This window comes from Corynebacterium sp. HMSC30G07 (genome assembly GCF_001806945.1).
GTDB lineage: Bacteria > Actinomycetota > Actinomycetes > Mycobacteriales > Mycobacteriaceae > Corynebacterium > Corynebacterium riegelii.
The window spans coordinates 32,896-51,548 of the sequence record NZ_KV786452.1 but is presented as its reverse complement, the minus strand read 5'-3'; the positions used below and the strand labels follow the sequence as shown (position 1 = coordinate 51,548).

General features: G+C 54.9%; 18 protein-coding genes and 1 tRNA gene. 4 read left to right on the top strand and 15 right to left on the bottom strand.

The window, feature by feature from the left end; all coding sequences use genetic code 11:
• Positions 1 to 222, bottom strand: a 222-nt coding sequence (locus HMPREF3104_RS12565; protein WP_210386479.1) for a hypothetical protein, incomplete at its 3' end; no start/stop codon positions are given.
• An 83-nt stretch (positions 223 to 305) separates the two neighbouring features.
• Here HMPREF3104_RS12565 and HMPREF3104_RS12715 point away from each other — a divergent pair.
• On the top strand, positions 306 to 806 hold the full coding sequence (locus tag HMPREF3104_RS12715) for an excalibur calcium-binding domain-containing protein (protein ID WP_168156348.1): 501 nt from the start codon (positions 306 to 308) through the stop codon (positions 804 to 806).
• Between the two features lie 87 nt (positions 807 to 893).
• Here HMPREF3104_RS12715 and HMPREF3104_RS12710 read toward each other — a convergent pair whose 3' ends face one another.
• Positions 894 to 1,754 carry an excalibur calcium-binding domain-containing protein gene (locus tag HMPREF3104_RS12710; protein WP_070494119.1) on the bottom strand — a complete coding sequence of 287 codons (861 nt, stop codon included), beginning with the start codon at positions 1,752 to 1,754 and terminating at the stop codon, positions 894 to 896.
• Positions 1,755 to 1,886: 132 nt separating this feature from the next.
• Positions 1,887 to 2,330: a hypothetical protein gene (locus HMPREF3104_RS02825; protein WP_141738108.1), complete on the bottom strand. Its 444-nt coding sequence runs from the start codon at positions 2,328 to 2,330 to the stop codon at positions 1,887 to 1,889.
• Positions 2,331 to 2,594: 264 nt separating this feature from the next.
• Here HMPREF3104_RS02825 and HMPREF3104_RS02820 point away from each other — a divergent pair, with 264 nt between their 5' ends.
• Positions 2,595 to 4,919 carry a DEAD/DEAH box helicase gene (locus HMPREF3104_RS02820; RefSeq protein WP_070494115.1) on the top strand — a complete coding sequence of 775 codons (2,325 nt, stop codon included), beginning with the start codon at positions 2,595 to 2,597 and terminating at the stop codon, positions 4,917 to 4,919.
• A 299-nt stretch (positions 4,920 to 5,218) separates the two neighbouring features.
• Here the strand turns inward: HMPREF3104_RS02820 and HMPREF3104_RS02815 are convergent.
• Positions 5,219 to 5,292: transfer RNA gene (locus tag HMPREF3104_RS02815), tRNA-Ile, on the bottom strand.
• Between the two features lie 96 nt (positions 5,293 to 5,388).
• Between HMPREF3104_RS02815 and HMPREF3104_RS02810 the strand changes: the two genes are divergently transcribed.
• The gene (locus HMPREF3104_RS02810; RefSeq protein ID WP_052203459.1) at positions 5,389 to 5,628 is read left to right on the top strand and encodes a hypothetical protein; all 240 of its coding nucleotides are present in this window, start codon (positions 5,389 to 5,391) and stop codon (positions 5,626 to 5,628) included.
• Between the two features lie 19 nt (positions 5,629 to 5,647).
• Here the strand turns inward: HMPREF3104_RS02810 and HMPREF3104_RS02805 are convergent, their stop codons facing one another.
• The 10 genes from HMPREF3104_RS02805 to HMPREF3104_RS02760 all read right to left on the bottom strand — a co-directional run bounded on the left by HMPREF3104_RS02805 (position 5,648) and on the right by HMPREF3104_RS02760 (position 16,691).
• Positions 5,648 to 5,965 carry a hypothetical protein gene (locus HMPREF3104_RS02805; RefSeq protein WP_070494113.1) on the bottom strand — a complete coding sequence of 106 codons (318 nt, stop codon included), beginning with the start codon at positions 5,963 to 5,965 and terminating at the stop codon, positions 5,648 to 5,650.
• Positions 5,966 to 6,346: 381 nt separating this feature from the next.
• Complete coding sequence (locus HMPREF3104_RS02800; protein WP_070494112.1) at positions 6,347 to 7,114, bottom strand: ATP-binding protein; 768 nt, start codon at positions 7,112 to 7,114, stop codon at positions 6,347 to 6,349.
• Positions 7,115 to 7,116: 2 nt separating this feature from the next.
• On the bottom strand, positions 7,117 to 8,760 hold the full coding sequence (istA, locus tag HMPREF3104_RS02795) for an IS21 family transposase (RefSeq protein WP_083278891.1): 1,644 nt from the start codon (positions 8,758 to 8,760) through the stop codon (positions 7,117 to 7,119).
• A 665-nt stretch (positions 8,761 to 9,425) separates the two neighbouring features.
• Positions 9,426 to 10,061 carry a hypothetical protein gene (locus HMPREF3104_RS02790; protein WP_070494110.1) on the bottom strand — a complete coding sequence of 212 codons (636 nt, stop codon included), beginning with the start codon at positions 10,059 to 10,061 and terminating at the stop codon, positions 9,426 to 9,428.
• Positions 10,048 to 11,976 carry a glycosyltransferase gene (locus HMPREF3104_RS02785; protein WP_083278890.1) on the bottom strand — a complete coding sequence of 643 codons (1,929 nt, stop codon included), beginning with the start codon at positions 11,974 to 11,976 and terminating at the stop codon, positions 10,048 to 10,050. Before HMPREF3104_RS02785 ends, HMPREF3104_RS02790 begins: the two co-directional genes overlap by 14 nt.
• Entirely contained in the window at positions 11,969 to 12,295 is a 327-nt protein-coding gene (locus HMPREF3104_RS02780) for a hypothetical protein (RefSeq protein WP_141738107.1), read from the bottom strand. The genes HMPREF3104_RS02785 and HMPREF3104_RS02780 overlap by 8 nt, the downstream gene beginning before the upstream one ends.
• A 334-nt stretch (positions 12,296 to 12,629) precedes the next feature.
• Positions 12,630 to 13,532, bottom strand: a complete 903-nt coding sequence (locus HMPREF3104_RS02775) for a hypothetical protein (RefSeq protein WP_141738106.1) — start codon at positions 13,530 to 13,532, stop codon at positions 12,630 to 12,632.
• A 43-nt stretch (positions 13,533 to 13,575) separates the two neighbouring features.
• The gene (locus tag HMPREF3104_RS12000; RefSeq protein WP_083278889.1) at positions 13,576 to 14,391 is read right to left on the bottom strand and encodes an ABC transporter ATP-binding protein; all 816 of its coding nucleotides are present in this window, start codon (positions 14,389 to 14,391) and stop codon (positions 13,576 to 13,578) included.
• Positions 14,378 to 15,226 carry an ABC transporter permease gene (locus HMPREF3104_RS02765; protein ID WP_083278888.1) on the bottom strand — a complete coding sequence of 283 codons (849 nt, stop codon included), beginning with the start codon at positions 15,224 to 15,226 and terminating at the stop codon, positions 14,378 to 14,380. Before HMPREF3104_RS02765 ends, HMPREF3104_RS12000 begins: the two co-directional genes overlap by 14 nt.
• A gap of 4 nt (positions 15,227 to 15,230) precedes the next feature.
• Positions 15,231 to 16,691 carry an HAD-IIIC family phosphatase gene (locus tag HMPREF3104_RS02760; RefSeq protein ID WP_168156347.1) on the bottom strand — a complete coding sequence of 487 codons (1,461 nt, stop codon included), beginning with the start codon at positions 16,689 to 16,691 and terminating at the stop codon, positions 15,231 to 15,233.
• Positions 16,692 to 16,782: 91 nt separating this feature from the next.
• Here HMPREF3104_RS02760 and HMPREF3104_RS02755 point away from each other — a divergent pair, with 91 nt between their 5' ends.
• A complete protein-coding gene (locus tag HMPREF3104_RS02755; protein WP_070494099.1) occupies positions 16,783 to 17,508 on the top strand; it encodes a DUF6270 domain-containing protein in 726 nt (241 codons plus the stop codon).
• Between the two features lie 663 nt (positions 17,509 to 18,171).
• Here HMPREF3104_RS02755 and HMPREF3104_RS12705 read toward each other — a convergent pair.
• Positions 18,172 to 18,653, bottom strand: a 482-nt coding sequence (locus HMPREF3104_RS12705; RefSeq protein WP_246816330.1) for an ATP-binding protein, incomplete at its 5' end; no start/stop codon positions are given.

Here is an 18,653-nt window from a genome sequence, read left to right as displayed (position 1 = left end):
GCCGAGAAAAGCACACATTTTGTCACTTAACCCGAATAACCGCCTGTCCTTCCATTCCTTCTTCAAGAGGCGCTCCCCGACTATCGGGTTGAGCGCCTCTTCCCATTCCCAGTTGAAAGGGTTAAAGCGTTCAGCCCAGTTAGACTTTTGCCACTTAACCCTCTTATGGGTTAAACCCTCTGAAACGCTGGCTGGGAGAGCTCTCCCATGCTTGCCGTTCATCCCGGAACCATTGGGGTACTACGCCTCTCAAGACAGTTCCTAATTGGCTACTCCCGGAAGGAATCTGTGAGATAGTAATCCCCGTGAAGAAACCTGTCATTTGCATTGCCACTGCCGTAGCAGTAGCTGTCAGCCCAGTTGTCACTATTACGCCCGCTCATGCGGCCCCAGCCTCGCCAATCAACCAGCAGGATGAAGACAAGACTGAGGCCATTGTCAGTGGCGTCATCGGAACCCTCGTTCTTTTGGCCGCAGGCGCGGGTGGCGCTTGCTGGGCAATGCAGCAAGGCATCATTGCGAATCCTGCACCGCAGTTCATTCCGTGCCACCCGGCGCCAGCCCCTGCTCCGGCACCGGCACCTGCGCCAGCACCTGTTCCTGCACCACCTGCTCCACATGTCGAGGCGGCCCCGGCGCCGGCTCCTGCGCCTGCTCCCCGTCCGGCACCGCGCACCAAGATGTACCCGAACTGCCGAGCTGTCTGGAACGATCTCGGTCGCCCGATCTACCGCAATGACCCCGGCTTTGGCAGCCACCTTGATCGCGACGGCGATGGCAAGGGCTGCGAACGCCGCCCACGCTAGCGCCAGCAGCTGAAAGCAGCCGAGCTAACACACCTAGTCAAAAGAAGAATCCAGCCCGCCTCGCAAGAGTCTGGGCTGGATTTCTATCTATCGCGGGTCCTTTTCACAACCAACCCCGTCACCATCACGGTCCAGGTGGCTGTCGTAACCCGGTTGTCCCGCGTGGATTGGCCCGCCGATGGCGTCCCACACCGCCCTGCAGTTCCTGTAATACGCGGAAGGTTGCTGCGGCGCCTGCGCAGGTGCGACGAACTGCTGCGGGACTGCTTCCTGTTCAGCGCGTTCCCGCTCAATCCGCTCCTGCTCCAGGCGCTGCTCCTCGGCCACACGCGCACGCTCAGCAGCTTCCCGCTCCTCCGCCAAGCGCGCCTCCTCCGCCCGGCTCGCTTCAGCTTCAGCAGCCTCCCGCTCACGCTCAGCAGCTCCCGCATCAGCCGACGTAGTCACGGACGCCGCAGACGTACTCGCAGCCGGCGAGACAGAGGAAGACACAGTCGTCGGCGGAGTACTCGACGACCCCGAATCACCGTCTTCCTCCAGCGGCGTAATCACCGTTCCAACAACGAGAGCGACGATGCTGCCAATAGTCACCACGGGCCAGTGACGATTCACTTTCCGAGGCGGCTGCACACCACTCATCCCCTGCAGCACCACCCGGTCAGCATCAGTGAGATACTGCGCGAGGTTCTCGTTGGTCTGCAGTGTCTTCCGATACTGGCGAAAAGCCTTTTCATCCTTCGCCGTGCAGTACATCCACCATGCACTGGGGGCAAAGAATGCAAGGCCAAACAGGATGAATCCCGCGGCCTCTGCGAAAGATCCCCCATCAACAACTCCAACAAGGATGCTAAGGAAGCCCCAGAGGAACCCGCCCCACGCCAGAATTCTCTTCCAGGCCTTCGGCTTTTGGCCCAAAGCCGAATCGTCCACGTTAGGCAAAGCGGTCACGCTACAGCTACCTCCTGGCGCTCATGGCGGGGATGGTTCCGCCAGCTCTAACTAGGAATCAGTTAACCACGAATCACACCCCAAAGCACCCCACACAACACCCCGCACAGCACCCCGCAAAACCCCAAACCACTAAGGCAAGATCAACCCGGAAATAATCCCCACCGCGAAGGCACCGGCAACAACAAAAATCCACCAAGGCTTAATCACACTGGGCAGTTCCACTCCGCGCGTTCCTTGGGACTCCTCGTAAGCCGCAGCCGCGACCAACGGGTTGTGATACCCGTTTCGGTGCAACGACTCCAGGTATTCACGAACTGTCTTTCTGTCCTTAAACGACGCGTAATACCACCACACCCCCGGCAGAAAGAACGCCAGCCCAAACAGCAGCATGCCTACAAATTCCCGCCATACAAACACCTGTGGGGCGTAATCCGTTGCAAAGATGTCCAGCACAATGATCATGAGCCCAAAGAGCGCCGCCGCCGTGGCCCAGAATCCTTCCCACAGGCTGATCTTGAGATACTCGTCAGCCCAATCGTTTGCAGACCCTAGTGTATTTGCTGGTGTGCTCACGTTGAGTTACCTCCTCGTGCGTCTCGGCGGGAGTGCCACCTGCCGTACTTAGGGTGCAGTAAACCACGGATCACCCCACCAGACCCGGGTGCTGTACCAAGTCCCAGAAGCTTCACACCGCATGCACGGGAAACCTCAACCCACCCCCTCGGCCACTCACCCTCAGAGCCAGTTTGCTTATCGACGCCACCGTCCACCACCACAACTGCCCACCCCAACTACACTGACCTCGTATAACCCCCACCCCGATCCCGTGGAGCGCCCATGTCAGATGTGCACGATCTTAAGGCTCGCGTGCAGCGTCTAGAGCGCGCGCTCGCGAAGCTGCTCGGCACCGACGACTTCGAGGCCTTCCTCGCACCACCAGCGCCAGCAGCACCACCAACACCAACACCAGCGCCCACACCAACCAACCTCAACCCCAGCACTACCCACACCGAAACTAACAACACCGCCACAGTCTCCAACGCCTCCTCCCCAGACGCAAAGCTCCGCCTGTTCGCCGACTACTTCCGTGGCCGCGAGGACGTGTACGCAACCGCTTGGCAAAACGGCGAGAAGAAAGGCTGGTCGCCGGCCTCCTACGGCCGTTATAACCGGGACAACCCGAACCTTAAGCCGCTTACCCCGCAGGTCCTCGAGCAGCACCTTCGCCGCGACAACACCCTCCACGTCGGCCTGTACCCGCTGTGCCAAGGCGATACTTGTTTCCTCCTGGCGTGCGATTTCGACGACGCTGACTTCCGCACCGCCGCCCGCACTTACGCTGACACGTGCCGCGAGTTCGGCCTCGACCCGCTCATCGAGATCTCGCGCTCCGGCACCGGCGCCCACGTGTGGCTTTTCTTCAACGAGCCAGTCCCCGCCTCCCTCGCCCGAACCGTAGGTATCGGCCTCCTCGCCAAGGCCAGCCCGAAGCAGTACTTCGCCAGCTTTGACCGCTTCTTCCCCTCCCAGGACACCCTGCCGGGCAAGCGCCGCGGCTTCGGCAATCTCATCGCGCTCCCGCTCGCCGGTCAGCATCGCGCTGAGCAGCGCACTGTCTTCGTCAACCATGACTTCGAGCCCGCCGAAGACCAGTTCGCCGCCCTTGCCAACACGACCAAAGCCTCCAAGCGCAAGCTCAAGGAGATCGCAGCAGAACTCCAACCGGACCCGGAAACCCAGCTGCCCCAACCACCGACCAAGGCAGAACTCAAAGCCCTCAAACGCACCGGCAAGGTCCAAGTAACGCACGATTCCCGCGTCCACATCAACCTCGAGGGCGTCGACGCCACCACCGCCAACGCGCTTCGCCACCTTGGCGCGATCCCCAATCCGCAGTTCTACATCCGCCAGGCCCAGCGCCTGTCCACGTACCAGACTCCCCGCCTGATCATTCGTTTCGACGAACACGACAACACCCTCACACTCGACCGCGGCACCTTAGACGACGCCATCAGCATCCTCAAAACCGCCGGCTACACCGTTACTCGCCGGAGCAAAACCCCAAAGCCGCGAACTATGCCAGCCAAGTTCACCGGCGAGCTCTACCCCGCGCAGCGCACCGCCGTCAACGCAATGCGCAAACACCGCACCGGCGTTCTCGTCGCCCCACCCGGCGCCGGCAAAACGGTCATGGCCTGCGCACTAATCGCACACCGCCAAGTCCCTACCGCCATCATTGTCCCCAACGTAGAGCTCGCCGCCCAGTGGCGCGACGCGCTCTCCACTTTCCTTAAAAGCCACGAAGACACGCCCGCCATCGGCCAACTCGGAGGCAAGTCGAAAAAGCTCAGCGGCAACATCGACATCATCACCGCCCAATCAATCAGCCGCACCGACTCCCGCACACAGTTCCTTGCCGACTACGGCTACATCATCATTGATGAATGCCACCGCGTCGGCGCCGCCGGCCTTACCCGCGTACTCGCAGACCTCAACGTCCGCTTCGTCACCGGGCTCACCGCCACCCCGTTTCGCTCCGACGGTCTCGACGAACTCCTGCCACTTATCTGCGGCCCCATCCGCCACACCATGGAGATCGAGCGCCCCGGCCCGAAGCACTACGTGGTGCAGAGCACCGAGTTCACCTTTGATGAGCCCCACCTCTACTGGCCCGACCTCGACAACGCGCTTGCCGCCGACCAAACCCGCAACACCCTTATCGCCGAGACAATCGCCCGCGCCGCCACCAGCGGCATGAACGTCCTCGTGCTGGTCAAGCGCCGCGAGCACATCACCGCACTCGAAACACTCCTCGCCCGCAACCACCCGGATCTCCCTGTCCCCGTCTTCACCCTCCACGGCGCGCAGCACGCGAAAGACCGCAGCGCCACCCGCAAAAAGCTCAACACCACACCCCGTTTCGTACTCATCGCCATGACGCAGATCGCCGGCGAGGGCGTGGATCTGCCAGCGCTCGACGCGCTTGTTCTCGCCGCCCCAGTCGCATTCAAAGGCAACGTCATCCAGCAAATCGGCCGCGTCACTCGCGACACCGAGACGTCCGCCACGGTTTTCGACTTCCACGACCACCGCGTCCTCGCGCTCACCGCCGCATTCCGCAAGCGTCGCTCCGTCATCCGCGCCCAAGGCTTCACCGAATAACCAGAGCTTTTGCTTCCCGACGCCCACCAGATCCCCCATCCACGACCGCGTCTGACACCACCCACCGTACTTAGGGTGCAGTAAACCACGGTTCGCCCCACCAAACCCGGGTGCTCTACCAAGTCCCAGTAGCTTCACACCGCATGCACGGGAAACCTCAACCCACCCCTGCAACCACTCGCCCTTCAGGAGCATTTTGCTTATCGACGCCACCGCCCACCTCCCCATCTAACGCTTCCTCACAGCCGACGAAACACAAAAGGCCCAGTGGATCACACACCGGGCCTTGAGAGATCTTGTGGGGCCAGCGGGGCTCGAACCCGCGACCAGCGGATTATGAGTCCGCGGCTCTAACCGACTGAGCTATAGCCCCTTGAGCACTAGTTGCGCAGCGATAACTATAGCTTGCTTCCCCTGCCTTTCTTTCATTGGTGGTTGAAGTTTTCTCAGAGCCGGTAAGGTAAGCGCCATGTATCAATTCATCGTCGGAGCTGCAGCTGGTTACGTTTTGGGGACGAAAGCAGGGCGTAAGCGCTATCACCAGATTGTTAACGCAAGCCAGGCGGTGATGAACTCGCCAATCACAAAGTCTGTAACCAACTCCGCCCGCAGGGCCATTGCAAACAAGATCGACCCAGAACCGCGCATGAAAGAGGTTCGAGGCCGCAAGCGTGGTGGAGACCAGATTCTCGAACCGGATCACGACTAATCCACAACTACAACTGGGCCTACTGCGCCACAAGCTTTGCGACGATGCCGTCCAGGATGTCCTTCTCACTAATGATGAAACTAGAGACACCCGCGGCATCCGCAAAAGCAACAGAACCAATCACATCGGCGCGACCCGGGTGCATCACCGGGTCCTCAAGACGCTGAGCAGCAGTCTTCAAACGCAAGTCAGTAGTGACCTCACGCATGCGTTCAAACGAGATCTCTAGCATGTAGATCCGCTCAGGATCATAAGTGGGCAGGTGCTGAGCAATCGCAGCGATCGTTGTAAAAGCACCTGCACACCCCACGAACTTCGTAGCCTGATCAAAAGGCACTTCAGCTGCAGCCCCAGCAGTGCACTCTCGAATGTGAGCGCCAGCACTCAAATGTCGCTCGCCCCGCCGTTCTCGCGGTCCAAGCTTGCCAGCTGCCTTGTCATCTTTCCTGATCAGCTAATAGATATAGTCAGCGCCGCACGACAACATGCGCTGGGCACCATCCCCAGCACTTTTGCTTTGCGACGAGCGCGCACTTGTGTGCACCTCCAAAAGTTCTCCTCTAAAGTGCATTTGAGGGGAGGGTGAATGAACAAAGATTCTCGTATCAAGATTGCTGCCAAGTGTTCAGACCACCGATTTAGTAACGCCATGGTGAGGATCGAGTAACGCCCGGGTGAGTATCCAGTAACACCCGGGCGTTTGGGGGGTTGGGTGGGGTTAGCGTGTCAGGCGCATGTTGTCTCCTTCTAGTGTGATGATCTCCGCGCCGACGGCGAGCCGGTTGAGTATCGACTCAGCGATGACAGCGTCGGGGATGGACTTGCACCATTCGATGGGGGCGAACTGGGATGTCACGATGGTCGCTCCGCGGTTTTCTCGTTCCGCAATGATGGTCAACAGTTGATGCGCGGTGGCTTCGTTGATCGGGGTGGTGAGAAAATCATCGAGTACGAGCACATCGGTGTTGTGAATCGCTTCGAGGAACTTCACGCGCTCAGGATCCGAGTGATGCGGCACGGCGAGCTGGTTAGCCAGAGAGTCGGTGCGGAAGAACTTGGCGGAGTAGTCCTTTCGGCAAGCTGCGTTGAGCAATGCTTGGGCGAGGTAGGTCTTGCCGACGGAGGATTTGCCCAGGATGACAACGTTTTTCGAATCCTGGCACCATTGGCATTGAGCAAGTCGGGCGATTTGCTCTTTGTTGATGTTGCGGCTGGGTGTGTAGATAATGTCTTCGACACAAGCATCGAGGTTTGGCGATCGGGATGCTTTGAGCAGTTTGTTGACTCGTCTTTCGCGCCTGGCCGCGACTTCTTTATCGAGCGCGTAGAGGATTTCGTCTGAGAAGCTCCACTGGTCGAATGCTTGATCCGCGGCAATGTCGATGACTGTGCGGCCGAAGGCAGTCATCCGTAGTTGCGTGAAGATATGCAGGACTGATTCGTCTAAGAATCGTGCGGTTGTTGATGCTGGTTGTGGCGCATCCATGGTTAGTTGTTTCCTTTCTTCGTCAGGTTTTCGATGCTGAACTGCTCCGCGCCGCCGAGGTACGCACCGCGTGTATCACGCGTGGTAGACGCTTTTGCGGTGGTAGTGGAGGTGGGCACGGCATCTCGCGTGTTGGGGTGAGGCTGTGTGGTGGTGCGCCCCGTGTCTTCTTTGCGCACGGCTGCCATCATGTTCTTCACTGCGGTGTAGGACACTGCCTGGCGTCGGCCTTCAAGGTCGACGAGTCGCCTACAGGCTTCTTCCAAGATGGGCTTGTTGTCGTGTTTTCCCATGGAAAGCACGTTGCGGCATGAGAAGAACGCTTGTGCTTTGATTGGGCGCGCATCCATCAGTTCAGCGATGACTCGGCGGGTGTGCGGCCCTACCCGGGCAGCTTCGCGTAGGAAGTATTCACAGGTCCATAGCCCATGGGTGTTGGCCATCTGCGGCGGGATGTGGTCAGTGTCGGTGACGAAGGAACCGCGTTGGTGCGCAATCGTATGTACTGCTTGTCGCTCGCCGGCATCGAAGACCGTGAGCGTGTTGCCGGTGATGCGGACATCAACAGTGTGGCCGACAAGTGTGTAGGGCACGGAGTAATGCACGCTGGCGACGGTGATATGGAAGTCGGGAGCGACTTTGGCGCGCTTCCATTCCGTGCGCTGCCACCGCTGTTTTGGCAGTTCAGTGAGCAACTTTGCTTCAAACTCTTCAAACAGCTGCCGCCGACTGGTGGTGTTTCCACGAAACGGGGTGTGCGTATTGATCGCGTCAACTCGTTTGAGTATGCGACTGTTAAGTTCATCAAGGCTGACGCACTGATGATCGTCAAGAGCATGGATGACCTTTTGGGTAACGATCTTGACTGCTGCCTCAACATTGGCCTTGTCTTTCGGCCGTCTTGCACGCGCTGGCAGCGCAGCGGTGTTGTAGTGCTCCAGAAACTCCTCGTACGTGGTGTTGACACGACGATTGCGATCAGCAGCACTTATCGCGTTCGACGCCGTCGAGGCGTTATCTGGGACGATGACCTCTGCCACCCCGCCGAAGTACTCAAACGCCTGCATATGCGCATCCAGCCACGCTTGTTGGCGTTCATTGATACACGCACAAGCAAACAGCATCCCGGAATACGGCAGCGAAGCGACAAACACACTGAGCTTGCTTGGACGTCCCCCGGTGGGGTCGAACAAACGCATCTTCGTTCCTGCCCAGTCCACCTGCATAGTGTGAGCTGGTGCGTGCACGATCCGAGCAGTTACCCCGGTGGCATCTACGTGCTGTGCTACAAGCTGGCGAAACCGCTCGTAGCTGTAGTACCGCTGCCCCGGCAGCGCTGGCGTTGAGGTGTACTTCCCCCACAGGACCTGCAGCGTGGTCTTATGTCTTCCGGTCCGTGCTTTCACCACGGAATCGAAATCAATCGGGACGAACACACCCTGACCTGTGGATCTTCCGTCATGAAACAGCACAGCTATGGCTTGATCATTGAGCCCAGTAATCTGGGCCGCGGTCGTGATCTGCTCTGCTTGCAGCACCTTACGAACTTTTTGCACCGTGGAATGCGAGCATCCCATCGTCGCTGTGATCTGGCGAACGGACCAGCCTTTGAGAACAAGGTCCATCACCGCCCTGTAGTCAGTCACAATCGGACTCCTTTGGCAATGCCGCGTGCCCTGAAGTCACGCGGTCACCAAAGAGTTTCCCCGAAAACTGCAGTGTTACTCGATACTCACCATCGCGATACCCGATACTCACCACGGTGTTACTAAATGCACGCACGCAACATCGTGCTCATCGGCGAGACGTTGAATACCCGCCGCGGTGGCGGTTTTCCTTTTCTCTCGTAGTTACCGAATAGTGAAAGCGCGTGGAGTGAGTGTCCGAACACTGCGCGATGCTGCGCTTACCGAGCTAGTGAAGAAGTTTCACCAAGCTAATTACGGTGCTTACGACATTCGCGAGATGTGGCGCGCTCCTCGACGCGACTGTACCAATGTCGGATACAAGCGAAACGCGAGGCTGATGTTCCTTGCATGGTTTTCAGCCAAGGTGATTGAACCGACCTCCGGAGCGGTTCAATCCGAAACAGCAAACTAATCACCCACGTCACTGCTAATAACGTTGCCGGATTCGAATAAGCACACGACGGGGACCCCTTGCCTAGTATCCTCTAGCCCAAAAACTCAACCACCGCCAAGTTGGTGAAGTCACTAGCATCAACCGTGTCGAAAGCCTGGCCTCCAAAACAATTGCGCCTGGATCATTCCCAGCCAAGGTGTCAATACGATGAGATCCCGTAGCCCGCCTGTCAATCAACCACAAGGTTCAAATTAACCGATCGAAGCAGCATTTCTCCCTCGGAAACGTCAACCTTCCCGTACTCCCTGCTCGGGAGTACGATAGTTCGAGCATGGAGATCTGCCGAAGCTAGAACCCCAACCGCGACGGCCACCTTCCAAAAAGGGGTATCATTGACTTCGCTAAAAACCTTGGCAGTAGTAGAAATGAAGCTGTGGCTCGTTGAAGCGACTGCTCCGTTGTATACATTAGAATCCAACAACACCAGAGTATGGTCATATCCATCGTCTTCACAGAACGATTGCCTATCTAAAATACCGGGCCGAACAGCAACGCTACCAGCAGATGGCCAAGCTGCGATAGGAACGTCACCTATGTTTCGCACAGATACCTTTCGATTAGGGAAATAATCGGTTATTGCCTCAGCAGCCTGCCTTGAGATCGCCCTGTCTGTGGCCACGTCGTGCCCCACGTACTGGCCAAACAGCAGCACACCTGCTACTGCTTCCAGCTCCGCAGTGACATTATGAAACGTGCTCTCGATCAATAGCTCACCGATCGGTGGGTAGCCGTCGAATACATCGTCCGGAAACGCTCTCAGAAGGGTGTCAGCTTGGTATGCACCTAGAGTTCTAGCGAACTTCACTCGAAGTCTCCTTTAAAATCCGTGCGATAGCTTCGTATAAATCGTCCTCCTCTTGGAGTTGTACCCCCAGAGCCTCACCATGCCCAAGTATTGTGGGGAGCCCTTCCAAAGAGGCAACCCGCATCCTCTTAAAGCTTTCCGGGTCGCCAACGCCAATGACTCGATCAGATCGTTTTTGGTCGGCAATAAGTCTGAGGGTTTCGACCATGGGAGAGAAATTATCCGAGCCTAATTTTTGGAAGCCCCCCACCCGGACACCTGACGCCACCAGCTCGGCGGCCTCTTCGGAAGAAAGATTGCCAACAAAGCTAAAATCGCCGTACCCACAGTCTGAAGAATCCTCGTCACTTTTAGCGACTGAGGGCAGTAGACCGTATCTGTACACAAGATGATCCGGGAGAAAAGCTGCAGATCTTTCGATGTTTGCAACTTCGGACGGCAGCGCAATCAACGGATTGGCTTTTGAAATTTCCCTCGATTTGGCACTCGTATTGGCCCCCCACGCGATTCTCTGGGCAAAGTTTGTGTGATAGGAGGCAGAGTGTTGAACCGCCTGGTCGGTAACCGTAACCTGGCGATCATGCAGCCTGCGCAGCAGCACTACTTCGCGACAATGCCTAAGTTTAATTCCCGCTTTCGCAAGTCGAACAGCCAGGTTATAGTCCGACCCCGAGGTATATTTCTCGTCATATCGAACTGCTGCCAACAGCGATGACTCGATGAGAAGAGTAGCGTGAAGGAATACCTTTCCACCATTCAAAATCGTATCCCTCGACGACTCTCGCCCCCGCAGGAGTTCCATACTGCCAGTCACGTTATCGAAGTTAAATGCTGCGCCGTAGGCTCCACCATCTCCTGCACGCAAGCTTCCGAGCCTCGCCTCGAGAGACCACGGCAACATTATGTCATCATCATCATGAATTGCGGTATAACGTCCTTTGACCAGCTCTAGAGCCTTATTGCGGAGCACCGGAATACCACTTTTTTTAAATTTAAAGTATCGAACCCTCTCATCAGAAATAGAGCGGACCACGGCTTCGGTATTATCAGTTGACCCGTCGTCGAGAACTAAGACCTCAAGGTTTTCTACGGTCTGATTCAATGCCGATCTAATCGAATCAACGATGTAGTCAGCACGATTGTGGGTGGTTATCACTACGCTCACAAGTGGGGCACCAAACTGCCTATTGGAAAGGTTGCGTACACGCGTCGGGTCATTCTTTGCAATAGACGCGTTCTCGGCGACCACCGCCTTATGTTCAGGATCAGCGTCCGCAATCTCTCTCGATGATGGGTGCCAGACATGGTACAGGCCAAATTCTGCGTCGTTCACCCAGCGCAGGTGATTTCCCTCGAAACGCGCACGCTTCGCAATATCGTTATCCTCCCCACCGTAGATTTTCATCCGCTCATCAAAACCGCGTACCTCGGCAAAGGTAGACGCCCGATATGCCTGGACCCCCATTCCCCACCGCGGACGCCAGATCGCCTCCTTGTCGAGACGCTCGAAATCCACATCTTCAACCAAGTCCTCAGGCGAGATATGGGATGGCAGGTCCCGGAAAGAGAACATGAGAACTTCATGAGACGCAGCCTGCAGCTCCCGAACCGTCGCGGCCAGCACTGTCGGAGAAAAAATCAAATCAGCGTCAGCAAAAATCAAAAATTCCGATCGTGCCTTAGCCGCCGCAGCATTCATAGCGAGGGACCGCGACCACTCAGTCGCCGCTACACGATAATATTCAGCACCAAATTCTTCGCAAACCCGCATTAGCTCATTCGAGTTATCGCTTCCATAATCCAGAACAATAATTTGACTGCTGACGTCAGTCGACTTTGCGAGCGATCTCAAACAGAGCCAAACTCGGTCAAGCCCCCAATTGCGTACTGTTAGTAATACTGAAATTTCAGCCATCGATACCCCTTACGAGGAAGCTTGCCTTCGAATTTTTAATCTTCATCAAGACTGCCAATTCCCCCAAATCCACGTCTTCGCCTTCCCTGTTGGTAACGGCAACCTTTAGCACACCATTACCGACAGTGTTGCTGATCTCGGTCATAGCAATCAGCTCTCCTGCTTCTGCTAATCGGATAACTTTCGCGGGATACCCCAAGCGCGGATAGATAGGCCATCGCTCCACTTCCTCGACCACGCCATCAGGGCCTTCCAGCACCACACTTACAGCAAATCGACGATTGCTTATCGAACGATGCAATAGAAGACAAATAACCATACTTCCTACGGACCCGTCGATCACATAACTCTTGAAATTCAAAGCACTCTTTACCTGTCATCTCTCATAAGGCACGGTAGAACTCAGACTAGTTCAATCATATTGCCCCTGAGACTCACCGCTCCATTAAGGCATTCACCCACGTATTTTCGTTGATAAGTCTCGTTAAAAGCTACGGATTAAAGTGCCTCAGTTCCGGCTCGTGCCTTCGCTAAGCGACCAAAGATTAACGGAAATACCACGGTGAAGATAACTGGGTGGCTCTAAAGCCACTCCCTCACCCAGAAGATCGTTTTCAAGTCCGGCGCCGAAACGTACTCAGAACACAATTTCTCTAGAAAATCGACTGGCGTTGCTCACGCCACCAGTTTGTAGCATCGAGATAGTGTGATTCAAATTCATCGGGGGTAATTTTTCCGTGACCCGGAATCTTGCCGTCTGTTAGCACTAACCTATTCCGAGCATTTTCGAAACTAGCACCTCCGACAGTCCCACCTATTGCATTGAGGAACGCATTGTAGTGTCCACGGCGATGAAAATCGTCAGACGAGCTCTGATAGTAGTAAACAAAGTTCGAAGGAGATTGGTTTTCATAGAGAACATTCAGGTCGAAGCGTTCAGGAAAAGCAGCCACTACCCGATTTCGGTCGAACCCCTGCCAGGTGCATCCGAAATAACGTTTTATTGCTCCCGGATAGTATCGCATAACTGCGGTTTGGGGGTCTTGCACGAAAGCGAGTGACTCCGGAAAGAGCGTCGAAATACGGAGTGCGGCAAACCCCCCTCCGCTTCCGCCAACGAAAGCAACATGCCTCGCGCCAATCTGTCGCATTGCTTGCCGCACAACGTTTGCAATTTGGAGCTGCGGGTCCCAGCCCGCACCACCAAGATACCACGCTAGGCGCATCACCTGATCCTTGGAGAGGTTTAATGTAGGGTCAGCGAAGTGCAGGGATGGAACATCAAACTTCTGAATTGACAAGTCCCGTTCGAATCGTGGGTAATAGAGTCTTTCCGGTGCAATAGCCCCATGAAATACCACAACAAGTGTATCGCCCCTTTTGAGCCTGCTAAGAAAATCAAGCGAGGCCCCATTAGGCAGCGGGATGGAATGAGCGGCCACTAAACGCGTCCTAAATTTCAGACGCTGGAGCGAGCGATGATAAACCCTAGGTAGCCCACGGTAATACCCGGGCTCTTCCAGCAGTCCCGTCTCCGTATTTGTGATGAGCGACATTCCCCAAACGTACCAGCGCATCGAAAGAACTACACGATTGACATCAGGCTATTTGAATAAACTCTTCAAACTCCTTGAATTTAGGGGGCTCATAAGTCGCTGAAACGTCGCTAATTAACCGCGCCGCCAAATCTGGCCGGTCATTTGAAACGTATTGGGCCCACTTCTGATACGCGCGAGTTACCCACCACGTTTCCGTATCCGCGATAATCCTGCCTTCGTGGAGCCAAACTGAGCGGCTGCAGTATTCCTCAACCTGCCCTGGCGAGTGGGAGACCAGAAATACGGTACCGGCCCCTCGAATCAAGTCATCAACACGCCTCTTAGAGCGTTTCGCAAACGTTGAATCTCCGGTAGAAAGAGCTTCGTCAATCAGCAGAAGATCTCTTGGTACTGAAGTGGAGATTGAAAACTTCAGCCGCGCCTGCATTCCGGATGAATACGTTCGCATTGGGCGTACTGCTGCCTCTCCCAGCGCTGCCCAGAGCACAACATTCTCGACCATTTCGGCCACTTCATCGGATGGAATTCCCATCGCAAGTAAACCCAGACGAGCATTCTCCCAAGCATTTAGATCAGGTTGAAGCGCTGCAGAAACACCTAACAAGCTAGCGTCGGACGCGACCAATACCTCACCTGATCTGGGACGCAAATTCCCCGCAATCAGCCCGAGTAGAGTCGATTTTCCCGACCCGTTGACTCCCAGAACCCCGATCGCCTCGCCAGGAAAAGCTACAAGACTCACATCCTTCAAGACTCTTACAGCGGGAGCCTTTCTGCGAGTCAGCCCCAACCGCGGACCGGTGGAATAGCTGTGGGACACATTCTTCACAAGAACTGAAGGGTTAGCGTCGGCCATAGCCGCCCTCCCCTCTCCAGAAATAGAGCCCTCCAAAAACCAAGAGGCCGACAGTCCACGACAGCAAATAGGTCATAGTAAATTCGGTAGGGGGCTTACCGTCGAGAACGACCACCCGAAAAGAAGTTAGAAACTGGTAAATCGGGTTAAGCACCATAAGATCATGAAGTACAGGGTGGGAGTCGAACCTCGAAATAGGGTAGAAAATACCCGAAAGAAAAAAAAGGCATCGCATGCAAACATTCACCACATTCCCCAGATCAGGGACGCGATCCACGGCACGTGCAACAATTAGCGTCGCTCCCAGAATGAAGAGATGCGCCAATAAGTAGAGCGGAATAACTAGCACCGCCCATACGGAAATCCCCTTGTCTGGCTGCGCCAATGTCGCGACCACTAGTGACAGGGACATCGGCACAAGATTTTCCATCATCTGCCTACTGATCGAGGAAAGAAGCGCGCACACCGCTGGAAAAGTAAAAGCATCAAGCAAGTTGCGATACTTGTCCAAAATACCAGCAGCACCGTTAATGCCTTTGGAGAAAAATCCGAAGACAATCACACCGAGGATCAGAAAGCCAACAAAATTGTCGATCCCTCGATCAACCCGGAGCATCACGCCAAAGACCAACGAGTAGATTGCAACTTGAAGAAGCGGATCAACGACAATCCACGCCCGCCCTAAAAAGGTGCCCGAACCAACCTTAAAAGCACGCGCTTTGGAATCTGCGTAGATAAAGTGCCGTCTAGCCCAAATCGCTAAAAAGTATTCTCCAAGTGGAAGTCGCCGCGTCGCAACGTGCAGGTTGGCGCGGGATACGGTAACAGACGGCACAGCACTAGAACCTGTCTAATTCATCTCGGATCATAACTGCCAGCTCCCTAAGTTGATCACGCGAGAAATGTCGTGGGTCCTGTGTACCAGCAGCATCGGTGAGCGATGACAGCTCAATTATTTGTATGTTTTCTTCGCTCCCTGCAAGGTCTCGCCAAATCTCGTTTCGGCTTTTATAGGCAGATTGGCTCGCTCCTGTTGAAGATTCTACAAAATCTTCAACAGGCAAGATTACGATCAAGTTACTGTCCTGCTCCTTTGCGGCTGCAACGAACTTCGAAACGGCAGCTGAGTATTCCTCGAGACTAGGATCAATACCTCTAGGCCAGTAGGCCGGTAGGTAGTCTACGAAAGCTGCGTAAACCATTGTGGGCCTCCATTCACCAAGAAAGTCGCCTCCAGCGAATGCACCTAGCGTGAATGTCCGAGGCCAGTTGTCAAAGTCTATCTTCCTCCCGTCACCCAAGTAGTGCGCGAGCGCAGCGGATTGACAGTTCGCCATAATTCGGACCGCAGGATCTCCTCCCCGAGTATCGGTTAGAGCGGAAATCACCCGCTTAGCTTCCGGCTCATCTGGATCCATCACCGTGATCCAATCCGGAAGAACTGGATCCACAGGAAACTCGACACCCCTGGACTGTTTGAAAGACTTCATCTGCCACGCAAGCGCGTTTTCGATACCCATATTCATCGTCCGGCATGAGAAAGTAAAGTGTTCCAGCCCCTGATTCGCACGGATACTCGCAAAGCCGACCAAGCCGTACGAGCCATAGTCATCCCACACAAAAACGGATGCCTCATAAGTTTCAGTCGATATTAAGGATTCGGAAATCTCTCCGTCGCGGACACGCGTTTTCAAAAAGTTAAGCTGGTTGGTCCTGTTGATCAATTCTTCAATTCGGCCGGAAAAAGGTAGATTGTCTGCCATCCGAAGAAACGAGACTTTAACTCCCGAGCTTCGCAAAAATTCGGTATTTGAAACCCCACTGGATTCCTTGTCGGCACGCTTCCTCTCAAGAATTCGATATCGTTCAACCCTGGATGAGCCTCCTACGGTTTCTTGAATCGATTCAGACAAGAACTGGTCAAGTACAGGTGTAGTTGCGTCAATAGTAATGATACCTTCGCATGCAAACTCAACTTCCTTAAGGTTTGACACATTGTCGTCGACAAAAACTACATCCGGAAAGCGGAGATTCATATCTTCTACAATGCGCCGAACTCTTACGCCTTTGGGCTCAAACGCGATTTCATTAAAAACAAACTCATCCCCCATTCCCAGCTCGGCGAGCTTTTCTAATGCGGCAGACTCGTCGTTCTTTGAACAGATAGCATTCACAACCCCCTGCCTGTTCAGCGTCTTAATTGCTTCCATCCTATTTACGAACGGCCGAATCGAATCCCCCTCTGCCAAAGTCCCCTGCCACAACGTCTCGTCAAGGTCCCACACAATTAGTTTCACCATAGCGGCAACCATCTCCCATCGGTTCCGAATTACGATCAATCATAGCCACTCTATAGCCCCACTCAAACATAAGAAAGGATAGAGTCAAGGGATGCGCAAAGTGTTTATTTACGGTTCGTGCGTGACCCGAGACAGCGTCGATTTCTGGGACGAACACAATTTAGAGCTTCACGGATACGTAGCTCGCCAATCGCTCATATCAGCGACCAGCAGCGTGAACTCTACAGTTGGTTTCAATCTAAATGGTGTAACCTCCAGCTTCCAGAGACGGATGATAAAGAATGACCTTCTAGGAACTGCCATCAAGCAGGTAAAAGAAGCGATAGATGACGGAGCAGTTGTTGTCTGGGACTTAACCGATGAACGAAACGGCGTACTAGCACTTGAGGATGGACGAATCGTCTCCGCAGTTGCGGAACGAACGAGTGGCCTGGTTCGGACTGCTCAAATCCAAGAAACCATCCGTTTTACAGACGACAAATTTCTGCCACTCTGGAGACAGGCGTTGGGGCATTTTAAGAGGAGTTTGGGAACCCGCATCGAAAAAATCACAATAAACGCAACCCCTTGGGCGACCTCCTTCCCAGACGGGCAGCCGATTCGGGAGTCATTTCCAACTTCCAATCAGTTCAACTCGGCCCTAAACATAATGACCAACTACGCTAAAGAATTAGGTTTCCAAACTTTTGAAGTCCCTAAGGAGATAGTATTCGGATCAACAGATCACAAATGGGGCCCTGCACCATTTCATTATTCGGACAATGCTTATGTGGCGATGGCCGAAAAGATCGGTCGCTTCGCTTTGATGAATGGCTAATACAGTGTCAAATCAATTTGCCCGCTTGTCTATCTACATTACTCGGGGCCCGCAATCCTTCACTGCCTATTGCTATCGCGCATCCATGTCTACAGCAGTTTCTAGCATTCGACCTCCGGCTTCGCTATGCACCAAATCAGGCGACAGACACTACTTCTTCAATGGTGTCAGGCTCGATTGCAAACCGAAAAAGCGTATATCCCCGACTGTAGATAGAAACTTTGTAGCGCGCTAACAAAGCTCAACGCGTTTATCAACTTGCTGCGGGCAAAGCGGGTAGCCGCAGAGCACCAACGAATGGAGAGATAGGCGGAACCACGGGTCAGCGTGGCGATATCAAGGCGTAACCAGCCGGAAACATACTCTCCCAAGAGTTACGAATCGCCTGTATTGCTATTCAGGATGCTTCGCATTACAACCATTGCAGGTAGCGCCAACCATCACCCTCCGACATAGAATCCAAACCGATTGTCCGGTACACCGAGAACTTCTGATTAGGATGACGGGTCCCGGATCTTCAAATACCGCGCCCGAGGATTCAGCAAATGCGACACACCTGTCAGATGCGGGTTTTTGGTACCGGTGTTCCGGAGACCCGGTACTGCCGTGTTCCGGGTAGTTGGTACCGGGGCCGGGCCGACGGAGTCGGCCCGGCTGTTTGCTTTATTCGTCCGGTTCTATTGGGGCGGTGGCCTTGCGCATGTCGAAGTCTCCGATGCGGATTCGGTGGCCGTTGTTGAGGCGGCTAACGAGTGAATCGGCTCCGACTCTGTCGGGGAGGGCTTCGACCCAATAGGCGGCGGCCGATTGGGAGGAGATCAGTGTTGGGAGCCGACCGTCGCGGTCGAATATGATCTTGCTCAGGTCTTCTTGCCCGCGCTGGTTGATGCTCATGGTCATAAAATCGTCGATAAGGACATCGACATTGATCAGTTTCCGCATCTTATCGAGGTAGTTTTGGTCAGTCGGTGAGAAGACCGCCAACATGTCTACGAGTTGGTCCAGCCGGTAGTAGGCCACGGAGTATCCGGCTTGACATGCGGCGACGCCGATGGCGCAGACTATGTATGTTTTCCCTGTTCCGGTCGGTGCGAGGATGTGAATGTTGGTCGGGTTTTCCCGCCAGTTGGTCGCCGCGATTCGTT

Excerpts from the sequence above, each read along its gene's own strand:
- HMPREF3104_RS02820 (WP_070494115.1), top strand. The coding sequence starts at position 2,595 with ATGTCAGATGTGCACGATCTTAAGGCTCGCGTGCAGCGTCTAGAGCGC.
- HMPREF3104_RS02810 (WP_052203459.1), top strand. The coding sequence starts at position 5,389 with ATGTATCAATTCATCGTCGGAGCTGCAGCTGGTTACGTTTTGGGGACG.
- HMPREF3104_RS02800 (WP_070494112.1), bottom strand. The coding sequence starts at position 7,114 with ATGGATGCGCCACAACCAGCATCAACAACCGCACGATTCTTAGACGAA.
- HMPREF3104_RS02785 (WP_083278890.1), bottom strand. The coding sequence starts at position 11,976 with ATGGCTGAAATTTCAGTATTACTAACAGTACGCAATTGGGGGCTTGAC.
- HMPREF3104_RS02780 (WP_141738107.1), bottom strand. The coding sequence starts at position 12,295 with ATGGTTATTTGTCTTCTATTGCATCGTTCGATAAGCAATCGTCGATTT.
- HMPREF3104_RS02775 (WP_141738106.1), bottom strand. The coding sequence starts at position 13,532 with ATGTCGCTCATCACAAATACGGAGACGGGACTGCTGGAAGAGCCCGGG.
- HMPREF3104_RS12000 (WP_083278889.1), bottom strand. The coding sequence starts at position 14,391 with ATGGCCGACGCTAACCCTTCAGTTCTTGTGAAGAATGTGTCCCACAGC.
- HMPREF3104_RS02760 (WP_168156347.1), bottom strand. The coding sequence starts at position 16,691 with ATGGTGAAACTAATTGTGTGGGACCTTGACGAGACGTTGTGGCAGGGG.
- HMPREF3104_RS02755 (WP_070494099.1), top strand. The coding sequence starts at position 16,783 with ATGCGCAAAGTGTTTATTTACGGTTCGTGCGTGACCCGAGACAGCGTC.